General features: G+C 53.1%; 15 protein-coding genes. 11 read left to right on the top strand and 4 right to left on the bottom strand.

Features of this window, described 5'->3' with window-relative positions; genetic code table 11:
* Nucleotides 1-138 precede the first annotated feature (138 nt).
* The 5 genes from dppB (at nt 139) to E1B03_RS25130 (ending at nt 5,444) form a co-directional block, all read left to right on the top strand.
* The gene (dppB, locus tag E1B03_RS25150) at nt 139-1,158 is read left to right on the top strand and encodes a dipeptide ABC transporter permease DppB (RefSeq protein ID WP_133087112.1); all 1,020 of its coding nucleotides are present in this window, start codon (nt 139-141) and stop codon (nt 1,156-1,158) included.
* Nucleotides 1,159-1,167: 9 nt separating this feature from the next.
* Nucleotides 1,168-2,070, top strand: a complete 903-nt coding sequence (gene dppC / locus E1B03_RS25145; RefSeq protein ID WP_133087111.1) for a dipeptide ABC transporter permease DppC — start codon at nt 1,168-1,170, stop codon at nt 2,068-2,070.
* A gap of 10 nt (nt 2,071-2,080) precedes the next feature.
* Complete coding sequence (dppD, locus tag E1B03_RS25140) at nt 2,081-3,064, top strand: dipeptide ABC transporter ATP-binding protein (RefSeq protein ID WP_133087110.1); 984 nt, start codon at nt 2,081-2,083, stop codon at nt 3,062-3,064.
* Entirely contained in the window at nt 3,061-4,065 is a 1,005-nt protein-coding gene (gene dppF, locus E1B03_RS25135) for a dipeptide ABC transporter ATP-binding subunit DppF (protein ID WP_133087109.1), read from the top strand. The genes dppD and dppF overlap by 4 nt, the downstream gene beginning before the upstream one ends.
* 176 nt (nt 4,066-4,241) lie before the next feature.
* Nucleotides 4,242-5,444 (top strand): sigma-54 interaction domain-containing protein, encoded by a 1,203-nt coding sequence (locus E1B03_RS25130; protein WP_103769494.1) that lies wholly within the window; start codon nt 4,242-4,244, stop codon nt 5,442-5,444.
* Between the two features lie 33 nt (nt 5,445-5,477).
* Here E1B03_RS25130 and E1B03_RS25125 read toward each other — a convergent pair whose 3' ends face one another.
* Together E1B03_RS25125 and megL are read right to left on the bottom strand one after the other, a co-directional pair.
* Nucleotides 5,478-6,776 carry an SLC5/6 family protein gene (locus tag E1B03_RS25125; protein WP_103769495.1) on the bottom strand — a complete coding sequence of 433 codons (1,299 nt, stop codon included), beginning with the start codon at nt 6,774-6,776 and terminating at the stop codon, nt 5,478-5,480.
* A gap of 117 nt (nt 6,777-6,893) precedes the next feature.
* A complete protein-coding gene (megL, locus tag E1B03_RS25120; protein ID WP_103769496.1) occupies nt 6,894-8,090 on the bottom strand; it encodes a methionine gamma-lyase in 1,197 nt (398 codons plus the stop codon).
* Between the two features lie 426 nt (nt 8,091-8,516).
* Here megL and E1B03_RS25115 point away from each other — a divergent pair, with 426 nt between their 5' ends.
* From E1B03_RS25115 to E1B03_RS25100, 4 genes are all read left to right on the top strand, one after another.
* Complete coding sequence (locus E1B03_RS25115) at nt 8,517-8,624, top strand: type I toxin-antitoxin system toxin Ldr family protein (RefSeq protein WP_133087108.1); 108 nt, start codon at nt 8,517-8,519, stop codon at nt 8,622-8,624.
* A 226-nt stretch (nt 8,625-8,850) separates the two neighbouring features.
* Nucleotides 8,851-10,857 (top strand): biofilm formation regulator HmsP, encoded by a 2,007-nt coding sequence (gene hmsP, locus E1B03_RS25110; RefSeq protein WP_133087107.1) that lies wholly within the window; start codon nt 8,851-8,853, stop codon nt 10,855-10,857.
* Nucleotides 10,858-11,014: 157 nt separating this feature from the next.
* On the top strand, nt 11,015-12,301 hold the full coding sequence (dctA, locus tag E1B03_RS25105) for a C4-dicarboxylate transporter DctC (RefSeq protein ID WP_006687518.1): 1,287 nt from the start codon (nt 11,015-11,017) through the stop codon (nt 12,299-12,301).
* Between the two features lie 222 nt (nt 12,302-12,523).
* Nucleotides 12,524-14,017, top strand: coding sequence for a M16 family metallopeptidase (locus tag E1B03_RS25100; protein WP_103769499.1), 1,494 nt, complete (start codon nt 12,524-12,526; stop codon nt 14,015-14,017).
* Nucleotides 14,018-14,115: 98 nt separating this feature from the next.
* Here E1B03_RS25100 and kdgK read toward each other — a convergent pair whose 3' ends face one another.
* Complete coding sequence (kdgK, locus tag E1B03_RS25095; protein WP_008786409.1) at nt 14,116-15,045, bottom strand: 2-dehydro-3-deoxygluconokinase; 930 nt, start codon at nt 15,043-15,045, stop codon at nt 14,116-14,118.
* 230 nt (nt 15,046-15,275) lie between these two features.
* On the opposite strand from kdgK, the gene pdeH reads away from it, so the two are divergent.
* Nucleotides 15,276-16,043: a cyclic-guanylate-specific phosphodiesterase gene (gene pdeH, locus E1B03_RS25090; RefSeq protein WP_133087106.1), complete on the top strand. Its 768-nt coding sequence runs from the start codon at nt 15,276-15,278 to the stop codon at nt 16,041-16,043.
* Between the two features lie 77 nt (nt 16,044-16,120).
* Nucleotides 16,121-18,181, top strand: a complete 2,061-nt coding sequence (locus E1B03_RS25085) for an AsmA family protein (RefSeq protein WP_133087105.1) — start codon at nt 16,121-16,123, stop codon at nt 18,179-18,181.
* A gap of 83 nt (nt 18,182-18,264) precedes the next feature.
* Here E1B03_RS25085 and E1B03_RS25080 read toward each other — a convergent pair whose 3' ends face one another.
* Entirely contained in the window at nt 18,265-19,587 is a 1,323-nt protein-coding gene (locus tag E1B03_RS25080) for an MFS transporter (protein ID WP_133087104.1), read from the bottom strand.
* Nucleotides 19,588-19,757 lie beyond the last annotated feature (170 nt).

Raw genomic sequence — 19,757 nt, 5'->3', positions numbered from 1 at the left:
CCCGGTATTGTTAGGCCGGATAAGCGCAGCGCCATCCGGCGTAATGCTTTACCCGCGATGCAGTTTGCGTGGGATAAGATTTGTGAGCAATACAGACTCACGGTTCCAGGCCGTGCGTCATTAGAGAGAATCCGGGTTATGTTGCAGTTCATTCTCCGACGTTTGGGACTCGTCATCCCCACGTTTATCGGTATCACTCTTCTCACCTTTGCCTTCGTCCATATGATCCCCGGCGATCCGGTAATGATCATGGCGGGTGAACGTGGAATTTCCCCTGAGCGCCATGCTCAACTGTTGGCTGAACTCGGTCTGGATAAACCGATGTGGCAGCAGTACCTCCATTATATCTGGGGGGTTATGCATGGTGATTTAGGTATCTCACTGAAAAGCCGCTTACCGGTGTGGGACGAGTTCGTACCTCGCTTTAAAGCAACGCTGGAACTCGGCGTTTGCGCGATGATTTTCGCCGTCGCGGTGGGTATTCCGGTGGGCGTACTTGCTGCCGTGAAGCGCGGCTCCATTTTCGATCACACCGCGGTTGGCCTGGCGCTGACCGGTTACTCCATGCCGATCTTCTGGTGGGGCATGATGCTGATCATGTTGGTTTCCGTGCAGTGGAACCTGACGCCGGTTTCTGGTCGGGTGAGCGACATGGTGTTCCTTGATGACTCCAATCCCCTGACCGGTTTTATGCTGATAGACACCGCCATCTGGGGTGAAGAGGGCAACTTTATTGATGCGCTGGCGCATATGGTCCTGCCGGCGATGGTGCTGGGTACCATTCCTCTGGCGGTCATTGTACGTATGACCCGTTCATCGATGCTGGAAGTGCTGGGCGAGGATTACATCCGCACCGCGCGCGCCAAAGGCCTGACCCGTATGCGCGTCATCATCATTCACGCTCTGCGTAACGCGATGCTGCCCGTTGTGACCGTTATCGGTCTTCAGGTCGGTACGCTGCTGGCCGGGGCGATCCTGACCGAAACCATCTTCTCGTGGCCGGGTCTGGGGCGCTGGCTGATTGATGCGCTGCAACGCCGTGATTATCCGGTGGTGCAGGGCGGGGTGCTGCTGGTCGCGACGATGATTATCCTCGTCAACCTGCTGGTAGACCTGCTGTACGGCGTGGTGAACCCGCGTATTCGGCATAAGAAGTAAGGGGCCATCATGTCACAGGTTACTGAAAATAAAGTTATTGCTGCACCGGTGCCGATGACTCCGCTGCAGGAGTTCTGGCACTATTTTAAACGCAACAAAGGTGCGGTTGTTGGGCTGGTGTACGTTGTGGTGATGATCCTGATTGCGGTCTTTGCCAACGTCCTCGCGCCGTACAACCCGGCAGAGCAGTTCCGCGATACGCTGCTGGCTCCTCCTGCGTGGCAGGAAGGCGGTACCATGGCGCATCTGTTTGGTACAGATGATGTGGGCCGCGATGTGCTGTCCCGCCTGATGTACGGTGCGCGTCTGTCGCTGCTGGTTGGTTGTCTGGTGGTCGTACTCTCCCTGCTGATGGGGGTGATTCTCGGGCTGATCGCCGGTTACTTTGGCGGGATTGTCGATAACATCATCATGCGTGTGGTCGATATCATGCTGGCATTGCCGAGTCTGTTACTGGCGCTGGTGCTAGTGGCGGTATTTGGCCCTTCGATTGGCAACGCCGCGCTGGCGCTGACGTTCGTGGCATTGCCGCACTATGTCCGTTTAACGCGCGCCGCCGTACTGGTGGAGGTTAACCGCGACTACGTCACCGCATCCCGCGTGGCGGGAGCCGGTGCGATGCGCCAGATGTTCGTCAACATTCTTCCTAACTGTCTTGCGCCGCTGATTGTTCAGGCGTCGCTGGGCTTCTCTAACGCCATTCTCGATATGGCTGCCCTCGGCTTCCTGGGGATGGGTGCACAGCCGCCTACGCCGGAATGGGGCACCATGCTCTCTGACGTGTTGCAGTTCGCGCAAAGCGCCTGGTGGGTCGTGACCTTCCCGGGGCTGGCAATCCTGCTGACGGTGCTGGCATTTAACCTGATGGGTGACGGTCTGCGTGACGCGCTCGATCCCAAACTGAAGCAGTAAGAGGTTCGAGATGGCGTTATTAAATGTAGATAAATTATCGGTGCACTTCGGCGACGTAGGTTCCGAATTCCGCGCTGTAGACCGCATTAGTTACAGTGTGAACCAGGGTGAAGTGGTTGGCATTGTAGGGGAGTCCGGCTCTGGTAAGTCCGTCAGCTCGCTGGCGATTATGGGACTGATTGACTACCCAGGCCGGGTTATGGCCGAAAATCTGGAATTTAATGGTCGTGACCTGAAGCGTATCTCTGAGAAAGAGCGTCGCCAGTTAGTGGGCGCGGAAGTTGCGATGATCTTCCAGGACCCAATGACCAGCCTTAACCCGTGCTATACCGTTGGTTACCAGATTATGGAAGCCATCAAGGTGCACCAGGGCGGCAACAAAAAAACGCGTATTCAGCGGGCGATTGACCTGCTGACGCTGGTGGGGATCCCTGACCCGGCCTCACGTCTGGATGTTTATCCGCACCAGTTGTCCGGTGGGATGAGCCAGCGTGTGATGATCGCGATGGCGATTGCCTGTCGTCCGAAGCTGCTGATTGCCGACGAACCGACCACGGCGCTGGATGTGACTATTCAGGCGCAGATCATTGAGCTGCTGCTGGAATTGCAGCAAAAAGAGAACATGGCGCTGGTTTTAATCACGCACGATCTGGCGCTGGTGGCAGAAGCGGCGCACAAAATCATCGTGATGTACGCAGGCCAGGTCGTGGAAACCGGATCCGCGCAGGATATTTTCCGCGCGCCGCGTCACCCATATACCCAGGCGTTGCTGCGCGCGTTGCCGGAGTTCGCTCAGGATAAAGCGCGGCTGGCTTCGCTGCCGGGCGTGGTACCGGGGAAATACGACCGCCCGAGCGGCTGTCTGCTTAACCCACGCTGTCCCTATGCAACAGACAAATGCCGCACTGAAGAACCTGAACTGAACCTGCTGGAAGGCGGTCGTCAGTCGAAATGCCACTATCCACTTGATGATGCCGGGAGGCCTGGGCTATGAGTACGCAAAAGGCCGCTTTGCCACAGCCGCTGTTGCAGGCAATTGACCTGAAAAAACACTACCCGGTGAAAAAGGGCCTGTTCGCCCCGGAACGCCTGGTAAAAGCGCTGGATGGTGTCTCCTTTACTCTGGAACGCGGTAAAACGCTGGCGGTAGTAGGCGAGTCGGGCTGTGGGAAATCCACCCTTGGCCGCCTGCTGACGATGATTGAAGTCCCGACCGGTGGTGAGCTGTATTACCAGGGACAGGATCTGCTTAAGCACGACCCGCAGGCGCAGAAGCTGCGTCGACAGAAAATCCAGATTGTGTTCCAGAACCCGTATGGTTCGTTGAACCCGCGTAAGAAAGTCGGGCAGATTCTGGAAGAGCCGCTGTTGATCAACTCCACGTTGAGCAAAGAGGAGCGTCGTGAAAAAGCGCTGGCGATGATGGCGAAAGTGGGGCTTAAAACAGAGCACTACGACCGCTATCCGCATATGTTCTCCGGTGGCCAGCGTCAGCGTATTGCCATCGCTCGCGGGCTGATGCTTGACCCGGACGTGGTGATTGCCGATGAGCCGGTTTCCGCGCTCGATGTTTCCGTTCGTGCGCAGGTGCTGAACCTGATGATGGACTTGCAGCAGGACCTGGGGTTGTCATACGTCTTTATCTCCCACGACCTGTCGGTGGTTGAGCACATTGCGGATGAAGTGATGGTGATGTACTTAGGCCGCTGCGTGGAAAAAGGAACGAAGGATCAGATCTTTAACAATCCGCGTCATCCGTACACGCAGGCGCTGCTTTCCGCAACGCCGCGCCTGAATCCTGACGATCGTCGTGAACGTATCAAGTTGACCGGTGAGTTGCCAAGTCCGCTGAATCCGCCGCCGGGCTGTGCGTTTAACGCACGCTGCCGTCGTCGCTTTGGTCCGTGTACCCAGCTTCAGCCGCAGTTGAAAGACTATGGCGGTCAACTGGTAGCCTGTTTCGCCGTTGACCAGGATGAAAACCCACAGCGATAAACGTGGGTTATGACCCGATAACCGGAGCCTTGTGCTCCGGTTTTTTTATATTCTGTTTTTACGTCCACAATGTGAGTCCTATGGCAGAACATTATTCCATAGCGTCTAAAATGTAGTCAGATTTCCTCTCGTCACAGAAATATCTATTTCGCAGTTGCTAACTATCAGGAGCAAATGTGGTCACGATACGCTGGGATATTAAAACAATTGATCGTCTGTCGATGGTTGAGGATGTCCTGAAGGAATTTTCCTGCTGCGATATCAATATCATCTCCATGAAAGTCACGCCTGGACGGATCTTGATTAAATCCTGGTGCCGCCAGTTACAGGATATTTCCTGCGTGCAATCCTGTTTAAGCCAGCGCGCCGATATTATTAACGTCGCTTACCTGTGTGAGGAGATAAGCGAACTATCGATGTCTGAGCCGGAGCGTCCACGCTATTTCTCTGACATTATTTGCAGCAGCCAGAGCATGCATGCGCTTATCGAAAAGGCGATAAAAATTGCTGACAGCAAATATACCGTTTTGATCCGCGGTGATACGGGCACCGGCAAAGAGCTGTTGGCTCGGGCTATCCATAATTCCGGACAGCGACGTTTTTATCCGTTTATACCGGTCAATTGCTCTGCGCTTCCTGAGTCGCTAATGGAGAGTGAATTCTTTGGCTATGAGAAGGGCGCTTTTAGCGGCGCAGATTGCAAAGGTAAAAAAGGGCTGTTTGAAATGGCCGATAAAGGCACCCTTTTCCTCGATGAATTTGGTGAAATGTCGCTGAGCTTACAGGCTAAACTCCTGCGTGTACTTCAGGATGGCGGGATCCGTCGCGTTGGCGGGGCGCAAATTATTCCGGTCAATGTGCGTATTATTGTGGCAACTAACGCCAATCTGGAAGAGATGGTGGAACAACGTCTGCTGCGCGCCGATCTCTATTACCGTATCAACGTACTTTCACTCACTATTCCACCTTTGCGGGAGCGCCCACAGGATATCAGCCTGCTGATTCGCCACTTTGTGCAGAAATACGCGAAGGAATTTCAGCGGCGAATCATTCTGGATAAAGCCTGCTTTGATGCTCTGCACCATCATAGCTGGCCGGGGAACGTGCGCGAACTGGAAAATACCATTATTCGCCTGATGCTGATGGCGGAGTCCGATGTCATTACGCGGGAAGAATTAGGGATGGTGAATTTGCCTGCCGTTGAACAGGGTCCGACAGAGCGTCCTTTTAAAGAACAGGTTTTGTGTGCTGAACGCCAGCTGATTGAGCAGATGGTAGAAGAGAATGTGTCGTCGCGGCATATCGCCAAAGCGCTGGGGGTATCGCATACCACGGTACTGAATAAAATTCGCAGCTATCAACTGGAAAGTGTGAGTTAAGCGCCGCCAGTGGCTGACGGCGCTGTAAACCGATTATTCAATCAGTTTCAATAGTGGCGACAGGCACAGCAGGATCCCGTACAACAGGATGAGCCAGGTTTTCAGCCCGCGCAGCTTTTCCAGCTGCGTTACTTTATAGATTAGGAAAAACGGAATAATACATGACACAATTCCGTACAGCGGGCTGCCTAACTGGAAGAACACCAGTACCGATACGCGAAACGATACCCAAATGACCAGAGTGATAACAATAAAGGTGCAAATACCCAGCGTAAGCACCAGGGGATTAATTTTCTCGACGTCAATAACGCGGCTCAGAACGTTAAGAATAATCCCCTTAATGGCTTCGTGGAACCCCAGATAAATACCAAAGAATGCGGTTAATACGGCGAAGATATTAAGCACCGTGGAGGTGATATGAATAATTTGACCAGGAATGACCTGCGCCGCCAGCGCCAGTGCGGAAATATTTTGTTCAAAGGCCGAAACGGCCTCTTCATGGCTAATGGAAAAGGTAAAAGAGAAAGAGAAAAATAGAATGACCGCAATCAGCGTAATGTAACTGATACGATGCGTGCGGATTGCCATACGCGTAGCCAGCACCCGATCCGCCACCCGTTTGCGGTAGGCGATATTCATTGGGTTCAACACCTGAATAAACACCGCTGAGAAGAAGCAGAACGGGATGGTCAGCAGCACGTCGCGAAAGAATACCGATGCTGCAGGGAATGCGCTGATATTAGCGAAGTTCCAGTGCGGAACCATCGCAAAACCAAACACGATGATGATACCCACTTTGACTACCACCATTGGGCCGGAGATTTTGAACAGCAGTTTTTCTCCCCCGGAAGCAATGGCGACCAGCACGGCAAAAATGGCCACTTTGTAGATTATCGATTGTGAAAGATCGGCCTCGGTCAAGCCGAAGGTTTTGATATAGGAGGCGCTGTCAAAAACCACGGATAAGGAATAAATAAATATTCCGTGAATAATCATCAGAAAATAGATGACGCCAAGAAATACGCCCCAGTTTTTCCCCAGATAATGACTTATAATATCCGTGTAGTCATTGCAGGTTTCACTTTCTGATAATGTTTTTAAATAAATATCCTGTACGATATAGGTAGCCGGATAGGCAATAATAAAGGCGACGATAAATACCCAAATGCCTGTTAAGCCAATTTGTACCGGCATCAGTACCGTTCCGGCACCAATTGCCATGCCGATGCACAGTAATACCCAGCCAAAATCGTATTTCGTAAATGGTATTTTCTTTGAGAATGGTACGGTGGTTGCTGTATTGTTGCTTAATTGTAATGTGTTGTCCTGCATAGAACCCCCTGCCCAAAATACACGCTCTCCCCGAAACAGGATTGCGCGTATTGCCAGACTGTTGTGCCTTGATTCTCAACAACCTGAACCGAGCGGCGTCGGTTCAGGTCATAATGGTCAGAATGTTGCCTTTCTGATGGCGTGTTCAAGGTCGTTAATAATATCTTCTGGATCTTCAAGACCCACAGAAAGACGGATAAGCCCGTCGGTAATACCTGCTTTAAGCCGTTCCTCTGGCGCAACGGGCGAATGTGTCATAGACGCTGGGTGCTGAATGAGGGTTTCGGTATCACCGAGACTGACCGCGAGGAGGCACAATTCTACAGAATTGATCATCCGTCTGCCAGCCTCGAGGCCGCCGGCGATTTCGAAGCTGATAATTCCTCCAGGCAGGCTCATCTGCCGCTGGCCCAGCTCATACTGCGGGTGCGAAGACAGGCCTGGATAATACACGTGGGTGATGGACGGATGCCCTTCGAGGAAGCGGGCGATTTTCATCGCATTTTCGCAGTGACGTTCCATTCTAATGCCCAGGGTTTTAACGCCGCGCAGCGTTAACCAGGCGTTGAACGGACTCATGCAGCCGCCGGTGATATCTTTCAGCCCAACAAAGCGCGCCTGGTCAATAAACTCCTGCTTGCCGACGATAATGCCGCCAATCACATCCCCGTGACCGTTGATGTATTTGGTGACGCTGTGCACCACAATGTCCGCGCCCAACACTAAAGGTTGCTGGCAGTATGGCGACATAAAGGTGTTATCCACTACCAGCAATGCGCCTTGCTGATGGGCGATACCGGCTACCGTTTCAATGTCGACCAGCGACAGCGTCGGGTTGGCTGGCGTTTCGATATACACCACTTTGGTTTCCGGGCGCATAGCGGCGCGGATTTCTTCAGGTTTTGCCGCGTCGACAAAGCTGACGTTAATCCCGAACTTCGGCATGCTGTGCGACAAAAACGCGTGGGTGCAGCCGTAAATTGCGCTGGCGGAAACGATATGGTCACCCTGCTGGCACAATGTCAGCAGCGTTGTGGTGATGGCAGAAATACCGGATGCGGTTGCCAGTCCGGCTTCACCTCGTTCCAGCACCGCCAGCTTTTTCTCCAGCGCATCGGTGGTGGGGTTACCCAAACGGGTGTAAATGTACCCGGACTCTTCGAGCGCAAAGCGGGCGGCACCTTGTTCGGCGCTGTCAAAAACAAACGTGGAAGTCTGGAAAATAGGCGTACTGAGCGCGCCAGTTGAAGGGTCGGGTTGTTGCCCCGCGTGAACGATCTGGGTGTTGAATCCGTAAGTACGACAGTCAGACATGATATCTCCTTTAATTCGGAACAGAACAGCTCACAGTCAAATAGCAATCGCTGTGCCAGAAAATTAAATTATAGATATCAGTCTGTTATGTATTCTCATGCATTAATAGTCGGCAGGAATGTTGCCAACTGGCAAGAATCTTTCCAGCGTACCGGCGAGAAAAACGGGTTAAATGCGAGGCGCTACGCAGAGCGCAATATTGCGCAGTGATATGGCAAGTGGGCTACCGTAGAATCAGCGACAAGCTGGGAATTCCCGGTGAGGCGCAATGTTGCGGGGGCTTGATCCCCGGCGGCATCGGTTGCTGGAAAGAGAAAACCCCCGCACGTTGTTCGGTATAAACCTGGCAACAAAACGGGGGCTGACTTGAACCTGAACAACTCAAGGATAGCCGTGAACAGTTGCCATTGCAACACAGGCGGCTATATGACGCTCGCACAGTTAGGCGTGGCCTTCTGGCACGATTTAGCAGCTCCAGTCATCGCTGGCATTATTGCCAGCCTGATTGTGGGCTGGCTGCGTAACAGGAAGTAATACGCTTTGTGGGCGTCTGCCTGCCGTGATGGCAACATGCGCCCGAACCAGGCCGCAGGGGTTAACCTTGCGGCCTTTTTCGGCTTAAATGCAGATAAATCTCGACGCCAGGTACCTATCCTGTCGCGATAATGCATGCCGGGAAGTTTTCAGATACCGCCTCTCTTAATACCGCTACGATCGGGTATACTCTGACGGCAGTTTCGTCTATCCGTGGAGAGTCAGTTTGCGTGTCAGTCGCTCGTTAACAATTAAGCAGATGGCAATGGTTGCGGCCGTTGTCATGGTGTTTGTTTTTATTTTTTGCACCGTTTTGTTGTTCCATCTGGTCCAACAGAACCGCTATAACACGGCTACCCAACTGGAAAGTATCGCTCGCTCTGTCCGTGAGCCTCTGTCGGGCACAATCCTCAAAGGGGATATTCCCGAAGCGGAAGCCATTTTAAGAAGTATTCGGCCAGCCGGCGTGGTTAGCCGCGCTGATGTGGTGCTGCCCAATCAGTTTCAGGCGCTGCGGATGAGCTTTATTCCTGAACGCCCGGTTCCGGTTACGGTGACCCGCCTGTTTGAGCTTCCGGTACAGATTTCGCTGCCGGTTTATTCTCTTGAGCGTTCTGCAAACCCACAACCGCTGGCGTATCTGGTGCTACAGGCGGATTCGTACCGCATGTACAAGTTCGTGATGAGTACGCTCTCGACGTTAGTGACCATTTACTTACTTTTGTCGTTAATACTGACAGTCGCTATCTCCTGGTGCATTAACCGATTGATTGTGCACCCTTTACGCAAAATCGCTCGTGAGCTAAACGACATTCAACAACAGGACCTGATTGGTTATCAACTGGAATTACCGCATCTTCATCAGGATGATGAGATTGGAATGCTGGTGCGTAGCTACAACCTCAATCAGCAGTTGATTAAGCGCCATAGCGAAGAGCAAAGCGACTATGCAATGCGGTTTCCGGTTTCCGAACTCCCCAACAAGTCGTTTCTAATGGGGCTGCTGGAGCAGGTTGTTACCCGCCAGCAGACGACGGCGCTGATGATTGTCACCTGTGAAACCCTGCGTGATACTGCGGGAGTGTTAACCGAAACCCAGCGGGAAATTCTGCTGCTCACGCTGGTCGAAAAGCTGAAGTCGGTATTAGCCCCCAGGATGGTGCTGACCCAGGTGAGCGGCTATGATTTTGCTATTATCGCACATGGTGTAAAAGAGCCCTGGCATGCGATTACGTTAGGTCAGCAAGTACTCACTATCGTTAACGAGCGGTTGCCAATTCAGGGCATTCAACTGCGTCCGACCTGCAACATTGGTGTGGCGATGTTTAATGGTGATTTAACCGCAGAGCAGCTATATCGCCGGGCGCTCTCAGCCGTCTTAACGTCGCGTCATAAGGGTAAAAATCAGATTCAGTTCTTTGATCCGTTGCAGATGGAAGAGGCGCAGCAGCGTTTGACGGAAGAGAACGATATTCTGACCGCGCTGGATAACCATCAGTTTGCGCTCTGGATGCAGCCGCAGGTGGAGATGTCCAGCGGTAAGGTATTGAGCGCGGAAGCCTTATTGCGGATGCAGCAGCCGGACGGAAGCTGGGAGCTGCCAGAAGGGTTAATCGACAGAATCGAGTCCTGTGGTCTGATGGTGACGGTTGGTTACTGGGTGCTGGAAGAAACATGCCGCCAGCTCTCAGCCTGGCAGGAACGTGGCCTGATGCTACCGCTCTCGGTAAACCTGTCTGCGTTACAGCTGATGCACCCCAGTATGGTGTCGGATCTGCTGGAATTGCTAAACCGCTATCGCATCAAGCCAGGGACGTTGATTCTGGAAGTGACCGAAAGCCGACATATTGACGATCCTAATGCCGCTGTGGCTATTTTACGCCCGCTGCGCAACGCGGGCGTGCGTATTGCGCTGGATGACTTTGGTATGGGGTATGCGGGTCTACGACAGCTGCAGCATATGAAGTCGTTACCTGTAGATGTACTTAAAATCGATAAGATGTTTGTCGATGGTGTTCCTGAAGATTGCAGCATGATCTCCGCCATCATACAGCTGGCTCATAGTCTTAATTTGCAGATGATCGCCGAAGGCGTCGAAACCGAAGCGCAGCGCGAATGGTTATCACAAGCAGGGGTGGAAGTGGCACAAGGATTCCTGTTTGCTCGTCCGGTTCCGGCAAATACCTTCGAAGAACGTTACCTGGCGCCGGAAAACGCTGATTACAAAAGTTAAAAAAGGTCTCGCTTGTGCGAGCCAGCTCAAAATTTTTAACATTTATGTATCAATTATGATCCAGGCGCATTTCTGTCATGTTGAGTGGGTGTTACTTTAAGGCCGCAGGTTAAACAAAACCTTACAAGACCTGTGGTTTTTACTTTAAGGACACCCTATGAAAACCTCTATATTCAAAAGCCTTTACTTTCAGGTCCTGACAGCAATTGCCATAGGTATTCTCCTTGGCCATTACTACCCTGAATTAGGCGCCCAAATGAAGCCGCTGGGTGATGCTTTCGTTAAGCTCATCAAGATGGTCATCGCACCTGTCATCTTCTGTACTGTCGTTACCGGCATTGCAGGCATGGAAAGTATGAAAGCCGTGGGCCGCACCGGTGCGGTTGCACTGCTCTATTTTGAAATTGTCAGTACGATTGCGCTGATCATCGGCCTTATCATCGTCAACGTGGTGCAACCTGGTGCCGGGATGAACGTCGATCCGGCGACGCTGGATGCCAAAGCGGTTGCGATTTACGCCGAACAGGCAAAAGACCAGGGGATCGTAGGTTTCCTGATGGATATTATCCCGGCGAGCGTCATTGGCGCGTTTGCCAGCGGTAACATCCTGCAGGTATTGCTGTTTGCGGTAATGTTTGGTTTTGCGCTGCATCGTCTGGGCAGCAAAGGCCAGATGATTTTCAACGTGATTGAAAGTTTTTCGCAGGTTATTTTCGGCATCATCAATATGATCATGCGCCTGGCGCCGATCGGTGCTTTCGGTGCCATGGCCTTTACCATCGGTAAATATGGCGTCGGGACGCTGGTGCAGCTGGGTCAGCTGATCATCTGCTTCTACATCACCTGTATTCTGTTTGTGGTGCTGGTGCTGGGTTCAATTGCGCGCGCAACCGGCTTCAGTATCTTTAAATTCATCCGCTATATCCGTGAAGAACTGCTGATCGTTCTGGGGACTTCTTCTTCCGAGTCTGCGCTGCCGCGTATGCTCGATAAGATGGAAAAACTGGGCTGTCGGAAGTCGGTTGTCGGATTGGTTATACCCACGGGGTACTCGTTTAACCTTGATGGGACATCCATCTATCTGACGATGGCGGCGGTGTTTATTGCTCAGGCCACCAACAGCCATATGGATATCTTCCATCAGATAACCCTGCTGGTGGTGCTCCTGCTCTCCTCAAAAGGTGCTGCGGGTGTGACCGGGAGTGGCTTCATTGTTCTGGCCGCGACTATCTCCGCAGTAGGGCATTTGCCGGTTGCTGGTTTGGCGCTGATTCTCGGTATTGACCGCTTCATGTCAGAAGCCCGTGCGCTGACCAACCTGATCGGTAACGGTGTTGCAACTGTCGTTGTGGCTAAATGGGTGAAAGAATTGGATACCAAAAAGCTGGATGACACGTTGAATAATCGTGCGCCGGATGGCAAAACGCACGATTTATCCTCTTAATCTCGTCACTTATGCCCGTAGTCCCTTCCAGGACTGCGGGTGTTTGCGCATAATTACCCCCTGTGCCTGAAACCGCCGATTCGGCGGCGTCGGGATTTTTTCACTTCCTCCGTGACATTTTTATGTTCTTGCGGTCTAACACGAAGTGTTTTTAACGTCATATTCAGAGAGTCCTTTCACGGGCTGTCTTTTTATTTCCAGGATAGTTGATCAGGGGTTCACATGCAGGGCACAAAAATTCGACTTTTAGCGGGCGGCTTGCTGATGATGGCCACTGCCGGCTATGTGCAGGCAGATGCGCTCCAGCCTGACCCGGCGTGGCAACAGGGCACGCTGGCAAATGGTTTACAGTGGCAAGTCTTAGCCACTCCCCAGCGCCCCAGCGACCGTATTGAGGTTCGCCTGCTGGTCAATACCGGTTCACTCACCGAAAGTACACAACAGAGTGGTTTCAGCCATGCGATCCCGCGTATCGCGCTGACGCAAAGCGGTGGCCTCGATGCCACGCAAGCCCGTTCATTATGGCAGCAGGGGTTCGATCCCAAACGTCCCATGCCGCCTGTTATCGTTTCCTATGATTCCACGCTATACAACCTCAGCCTGCCAAACAGCCGCAACGATCTGCTGAAAGAGTCACTCTCTTATCTGGCGAATATCTCCGGCAATCTGAGCATCACCCCTGAAACGGTCAATCATGCGCTGAGTAGCCAGGACATGGTGGCAACCTGGCCGTCAGATACCAAAGAGGGGTGGTGGCGCTATCGTCTGAAGGGATCGACGCTGCTGGGTCACGATCCTGCCGATCCGCTGAAAACGCCAGTCGACGCGTCGAAAATCCAGTCCTTCTACCAGAAATGGTATACCCCGGATGCAATGACCCTCATTATCGTCGGTAACGTTGATGCGCGCAGCGTAGCTGAGCAAATCAATAAAACCTTTGGCGAGTTAAAAGGCAAACGCGAAACTCCAGCGCCGGTACCGACGCTCTCTCCGCTGCGTGCCGAGGCCGTGAGCATTATGACCGACGCGGTACGTCAGGATCGCCTGTCTATTATGTGGGATACGCCGTGGCAGCCAATCCGTGAATCTGCCGCGCTGTTACGTTACTGGCGCGCTGATTTAGCCCGTGAGGCGCTGTTCTGGCACATTCAGCAGGAGCTTACCAAAAACAACGCCAAAGACATTGGTCTTGGATTTGACTGTCGGGTGCTGTTCCTGCGTGCGCAATGCGCCATCAACGTTGAATCACCGAACGGTAAGCTGAACGCGAACCTCGGTACGGTTGCACGTGAGCTAGCCAAAGTGCGTGATAAGGGGCTGCCGGAAGAAGAGTTTAATGCGCTGGTGGCGCAAAAGAATCTGGAATTGCAGAAGCTATTTGCCACCTATGGCCGCACCGACACCGATATTTTGATCAGCCAGCGTTTGCGCTCGCTGCAAAACCAGGTGGTGGATATTGCGCCTGAACAGTATCAGCGTTTACGCCAGAGCTTCCTGAACAGCCTGAGTGTTGAGATGCTGAACCAGGATCTGCGCCAGCAACTGTCGCAAGATATGGCGTTAATTCTGCTGCAGCCGAAGGGCGAACCTGAATTCAATATGAAGGATCTGCAGGCGACGTGGGATAGCATTATGGCACCCGTTACCGCAGCGGCAACGTCGGTTGAAACGGATGAATCGCATCCTGAAGTGACGGACATCCCGCCGGTACAGTAAGAGCACCGTAACCTGTAGGCCGGGCAAGCGAAGCGCCCCCGGCGTACCCAATGCCGGATGCGGCGTAAACGCCTTATCCGGCCTACAGGAACAATAAATTATTGCGGCATGGCGTCGCGGGGGATGATTGCACCGCGATGCTGAATAACGGTGCTTGCCGTCAGGTGACCGCGTTTTGCGGCCTCAGCGGCATCGCCACCGGTCAGACGTACCGCCAGATACCCGGCGCTGAAGGAGTCTCCCGCAGCGGTGGTATCGATCACCTTCTCTTTCGGCAGTTTAACTGCCGGGACGTCGATCAGCTCTTCGCCTGCAATGGAAACCAGGCAAGAGTCTGCGCCGCGCTTCACAACCACTTCCTGTACGCCAGCCGCGTGAGTACGGGCAATCACTTCGGCAACCGGTTTTTCACCCCATAGCGCATCTTCGTCGTCCAGCGTCAGGAACGCGATATTGGTGCATTCCAGCATCTGCTGATACACCTGTTGGGTCTCTTCTTTACTGCTCCACAGGCGTGGACGGTAGTTATTGTCAAAAATGACCTTTCCACCGTTGGCACGACATTCACGCAGCAATGACAGCAGCTTGTCACGACTCGCCGGGCTTAAAATCGCTAAGCTGATTCCGCTCAGATACAGATAGTCAAATGTCGCCAGTTCTTCGCAAATAGCGGCGGACTGTTCGCTTTCCAGCCAGAATTTTGCGGCGGCTTCATTACGCCAGTAATAGAAAGTACGCTCGCCGGTGCTGTCGGTCTCAATGTAGTAAAGGCCAGGCAGGCGATTTTCCATGCGCTGGGTTAATGAGGTATCCACGTTTTCGCCCTGCCAGGATTCCAGCATTTGTTGGCTAAAACTGTCGGTACCCAGTGCAGTCACATAGTGTACGGAAAGTGCCGCAGCATCGACCTGACGGGCGATATAAACGGATGTATTCAACGTGTCGCCACCAAATCCGCGCTGAACGTCAGCGCCTTTCTGTGACAGCTCAATCATGCATTCGCCAATCACGGCAATCTTTCTGGACATAGTCGTAACCTGCTCTGAAAAAAATTAGCGTTAGTGTGCGCTGTGGGTGTTAAGTGGTCAACTATATTAAAACATCGTTCCATTATTTTTTTGAGCCAGCACGTGTTCTGCGTTGTTTTTTGCCGCTTAGTTTCTACTTTGCCTACGGCTGAACGTAAAGTTCTGCGCCTGAGCGCCGATAACCTTTGACGAGTCCGGTCAGTCACACTCTTATTTACAGGACATCTCAGATGATAAAGCAGGTTACCCAGCAGCTAATTACGCCCGATGCGAGTATTGAAAGCTTGCAGGAGAGACGCTATTGGCTGCAGTGCGAGCGTGCTTACACCTACCAGCCGATTTACCAGACCAATGGTCGGCTGATGGCCGTTGAGCTGTTGACCGTCGTGAGCCATCCTGAAAACCCCTCCCAACGTATCGCGCCAGACCGCTATTTTGCCGAAGTCGCCGTCCGGCATCGTGTCGATGTGGTAAAAGAGCAGCTTTTACTGCTTGAACAAAAAGCGGCGTTTTTCCGGGCCAACGATTTACTGGCATCCGTCAATGTCGACGGGCCAACGCTCATTGCCATGCGTCAGGATCCCGAAATCCTGAAAATCATTGAATGTCTGCCATGGCTACGCTTTGAACTGGTAGAGCATATCCGCTTGCCGAAGGGGTCGTCGTTCGCTTCAATGTGCGAGTTTGGCCCGCTCTGGCTGGATGATTTTGGCACCGGTATGGCGAACTTCTCGGCCCTGAGTGAAGTGAGTTATGACTATATCAAAGTGGCGCGGGATCTGTTTGTTATGCTGCGTCAGACGCCGGAAGGCCGTAATCTCTTCACGCTGCTGTTACAGCTGATGAACCGCTATTGTCGCGGCGTGATAGTCGAAGGCGTTGAAACACTGGAAGAGTGGCGTGATGTGCAAAACTCACCGGCTTTCGCGGCCCAAGGCTATTTTCTTTCTCGCCCAGTGCCTCTTGATACCCTCGAAGACGTCATTCTGTCGCTTTGATGAAGTCGTAAAACGCCTCCTTTTCCCCTGCTGGACTATCTTTAGGACAGGCAAGGAAGGAAGTGAGGACGCTAACTATGACAAAAGCAGGCAAAATAACCGCATCAGTATTAGGGGTTTTCTTGTTGTTGATCGTCGTACTCATCATCGTGATTGCGACATTTGACTGGAACCGGCTCAAACCGACCATCAACCAGAAAGTCTCTACAGAACTCAACCGGCCCTTCGCTATACGGGGCGATCTGGGCGTGGTTTGGGAGCGCCAGAAGCAGGAAACCGGCTGGCGTAGCTGGGTTCCGTGGCCGCATATCCATGCTGAAGATATCATCCTCGGCAATCCGCCGGACATTCCTGACGTTACCATGGTGCATCTCCCGCGTGTTGAAGCCACGCTTGCCCCACTGGCATTGCTGACAAAAACCGTCTGGTTCCCGTGGGTCAAGCTGGTCAAACCCGATGCGCGGCTTATCCGCTTGTCGGAGAAAAACAACAACTGGACCTTTAACTTAGCAGGGGATGAAAACCGCGATCCCAATGCGCCGCCCTCCGCGTGGTCGTTCCGGTTGGATAGCATACTGTTCGACCAGGGGCGTATCGCCATTAACGACAAGGTGACGAAGTCGGAGATTGAGATCCTGGTTGATCCGCTGGGTAAACCGTTGCCCTTTAGCGAAGTGACCGGCGCAAAAGGTAAAGAGAGCAATGCCCGCGTCGAGGACTACGTGTTTGGGCTGAAAGCGCAAGGGAGATATAACGGCGAACCGCTAAGTGGAAGCGGGAAAATAGGCGGAATGCTGGCGCTACGCGGCGAAGATACCCCTTTCCCGATTCAGGCGGATTTCCGTTCGGGTAATACGCGCGTGGCGTTTATCGGCACGATAAACGATCCGATGAACATGGGCGGGGCGGATCTGCGGCTGAAATTCTCAGGAGATTCTTTAGGGGATTTGTACGATTTGACCGGTGTGCTGCTCCCGGATACGCCGCCGTTTGAAACTGACGGACGTTTGGTCGCAAAAATCAACCCGGAAAAATCCTCTGTTTTTGACTATCGCGATTTTAATGGCCGCATTGGCGACAGCGATATTCACGGAACGCTGGTCTACACCACCGGTAAACCGCGTCCGAAACTGGAAGGGGACGTCGAATCACGCCAACTGAGACTGGCAGATTTGGGACCGCTGATCGGCGTGGATTCAGGCAAAGGCGCGGAGCGGGCAAAACAATCTGAACAGCGTAAAGGTGAGAAGAGCGTCCAGCCTGCAGACAAGGTCTTGCCGTATGACCGTTTTGAAACCGACAAATGGAACGTGATGGACGCCGACGTGCGTTTCAAAGGAAGACGCATTGAGCACGGCAGCAGCCTGCCGGTAAGCGATCTCTCCACTCATATCATCCTGAAAAATGCCGATCTGCGCCTGCAGCCGCTGAAATTTGGCCTTGCGGGGGGCAGCATTGTCTCCAGCATCCATCTGGAAGGGGATAAAAAGCCGATGCGTGGGCAGGCGGACATTCAGGCTCGCCGTCTGAAGCTAAAAGCGCTGATGCCGGATGTGGAGCTGATGCAGAAAACGCTCGGTGAAATGAACGGTGACGCCAGGTTTAGCGGGAGCGGTAACTCGGTCGCTGCGCTACTCGGTAATAGCAATGGCAACCTGAAGCTGCTGATGAACGATGGTTTGATCAGCCGGAATCTGATGGAAATTGTGGGCTTGAATCTGGGTAACTATATTGTCGGACAGATATTTGGTGATGATGAGGTACGGGTGAACTGCGCGGCGGCGAATCTGGATATTGTTAACGGCGTGGCGCGTCCGCAGATATTTGCCTTCGACACTGAAAACGCGGTCATCAATGTCACCGGTACGGCGAGCTTTGCGTCTGAGCAACTGGATTTAACCATCGATCCGGAGAGCAAAGGCATTCGTATTATTACGCTGCGTTCGCCGCTGTATGTTCGCGGCACCTTTAAGGATCCGCAGGCAGGTGTAAAAGCTGGGCCGCTGATAGCGCGTGGTGCGGTTGCTGCCGCGCTGGCAACGCTGGTGACGCCAGCGGCGGCCCTGCTGGCGCTGATTTCCCCTTCCGAAGGTGAAGCCAATCAGTGCCGGACGATTCTGTCGCAGATGAAGAAGTGATGTCTGGCCGGATGTTTATCCGGCCTGGATTTCATGCTCAATGTAGGCCGGATAAGGTGGTTACACCGCATCCGGCAAAAGAATCACAACGACTGATGGCGGGTTTCGTGGGTTAACAGCAGCGCAATCAGCGTTAGCGCCGCCATTGACGCCAGATACGTACCGACCGCCGCCAGACCGTAATTTGCCTGCAGCCATGCGGCAATGTAAGGGGCAACGGAAGCACCCAGAATCGATGAAACGTTGTATGAGAACGACGCCCCTGTGTAGCGCACTTCGGTCGGGAACAGCTCCGGCAGCAGCGCGCCCATCGGACCAAATGTCAGACCCATCAGGCTTAAGCCCAGCAGCAGGAAGGCGAACACCAACACCGGGTTGCCAGAGCCGAGCAGCGGTTTAAAGGCAAACAGCGCAAACAGAATGATAAGCGTGGTGATGATAAGCATGCTCTTGCGACGACCAAACGCATCGGCCAGCAGGCCCGCCACCGGCACCATGACGCCAAAGCCAATAACCGCCATCATCAGCATCCACAACACTTCATTACGCGGCAGGCCAAGTCCTACGGGCGCTGCAGCGGTGCTGAACGTCATCGAATAAACGGTCATGATATAGAACAGCGTATAGGTCGCCAGCATGATAAATGTGCCGAGGATCGTCACGCGGACATGTTTTGTCAGCAGGGTACCCAGCGGAATTTTCACCTGTTTTTTCGCCGCCGCCACTTTGGCGAAGACCGGAGATTCATGCAACGAAACGCGAACGTACAGACCGATAATTACCAGCACCGCAGAGAAGATGAACGGTACGCGCCAGCCCCAACTCATAAACTGCTCGTCGGTCAGCAGCCAGGAGAGCAGCAGGAAAGTGCCGTTGGCGAAGAAGAAGCCGATAGGCGCGCCCAACTGCGGGAATGATCCGTACAGTGCACGTTTACGCGGTGGCGCATTTTCTGTCGCCAGCAACGCCGCGCCGCCCCATTCACCGCCCAGACCCAAACCCTGACCAAAACGCGCCAGCGCCAGCAGCAGCGGGGCGAAAATGCCGATAGTTTCATAGCCCGGCAGCAGGCCAATGACAACCGTCGAGATTCCCATGGTGAGCAGTGAAGCAACCAGCGTGACTTTACGCCCTACGCGATCGCCAAAATGGCCGAACACAGCGGAACCGATTGGTCGCGCCACAAAGGCGATAGCAAAGGTGGCGAGGGACTGCAGCGTAGCCGCGGTCGGATCCCCCTGCGGGAAGAAGATATGCGGGAACACGATCACCGCGGCGGTAGCGTAGATATAGAAGTCGAAGAACTCAATGGCGGTGCCAATGAGTGAAGCGACGACAACTTTATTGCGCGAGTTGACCGGGGTGTGTTCCTGTTCGCTGTCGAGCGTTGTGGCTGTTGCTTGCATAATATTTTCTTATTTTTGGCCGAACGAAAGGCCATATTACGCACAGCAAAAGAGACATTTCAATCTGTAACAAACCTTGCGGGTGGTCAAAAAAGGAACAAAAAGGGGATAATTTTTAGGCTGGAGATTTCACTTCTATGAAATGCTTCACATAATTTAAAACTTGGTTG

It is taken from the genome of Citrobacter arsenatis, from assembly GCF_004353845.1.
Taxonomy (GTDB): Bacteria; Pseudomonadota; Gammaproteobacteria; order Enterobacterales; family Enterobacteriaceae; genus Citrobacter; species Citrobacter arsenatis.
Note: the sequence above shows the minus strand (reverse complement) of the source record. Positions and strands in the feature narration are given on the sequence as shown.

What these genes read in the sequence shown, in the direction of transcription:
- dppD (WP_133087110.1), top strand. Translation starts at nt 2,081, where the DNA reads ATGGCGTTATTAAATGTAGATAAATTATCGGTGCACTTCGGCGACGTA.
- dppB (WP_133087112.1), top strand. Translation starts at nt 139, where the DNA reads ATGTTGCAGTTCATTCTCCGACGTTTGGGACTCGTCATCCCCACGTTT.
- dppC (WP_133087111.1), top strand. Translation starts at nt 1,168, where the DNA reads ATGTCACAGGTTACTGAAAATAAAGTTATTGCTGCACCGGTGCCGATG.
- megL (WP_103769496.1), bottom strand. Translation starts at nt 8,090, where the DNA reads ATGTCTGACTGTCGTACTTACGGATTCAACACCCAGATCGTTCACGCG.
- E1B03_RS25080 (WP_133087104.1), bottom strand. Translation starts at nt 19,587, where the DNA reads ATGCAAGCAACAGCCACAACGCTCGACAGCGAACAGGAACACACCCCG.
- E1B03_RS25115 (WP_133087108.1), top strand. Translation starts at nt 8,517, where the DNA reads ATGACGCTCGCACAGTTAGGCGTGGCCTTCTGGCACGATTTAGCAGCT.
- E1B03_RS25085 (WP_133087105.1), top strand. Translation starts at nt 16,121, where the DNA reads ATGACAAAAGCAGGCAAAATAACCGCATCAGTATTAGGGGTTTTCTTG.
- E1B03_RS25125 (WP_103769495.1), bottom strand. Translation starts at nt 6,776, where the DNA reads ATGCAGGACAACACATTACAATTAAGCAACAATACAGCAACCACCGTA.
- kdgK (WP_008786409.1), bottom strand. Translation starts at nt 15,045, where the DNA reads ATGTCCAGAAAGATTGCCGTGATTGGCGAATGCATGATTGAGCTGTCA.
- pdeH (WP_133087106.1), top strand. Translation starts at nt 15,276, where the DNA reads ATGATAAAGCAGGTTACCCAGCAGCTAATTACGCCCGATGCGAGTATT.
- dppF (WP_133087109.1), top strand. Translation starts at nt 3,061, where the DNA reads ATGAGTACGCAAAAGGCCGCTTTGCCACAGCCGCTGTTGCAGGCAATT.
- dctA (WP_006687518.1), top strand. Translation starts at nt 11,015, where the DNA reads ATGAAAACCTCTATATTCAAAAGCCTTTACTTTCAGGTCCTGACAGCA.
- E1B03_RS25100 (WP_103769499.1), top strand. Translation starts at nt 12,524, where the DNA reads ATGCAGGGCACAAAAATTCGACTTTTAGCGGGCGGCTTGCTGATGATG.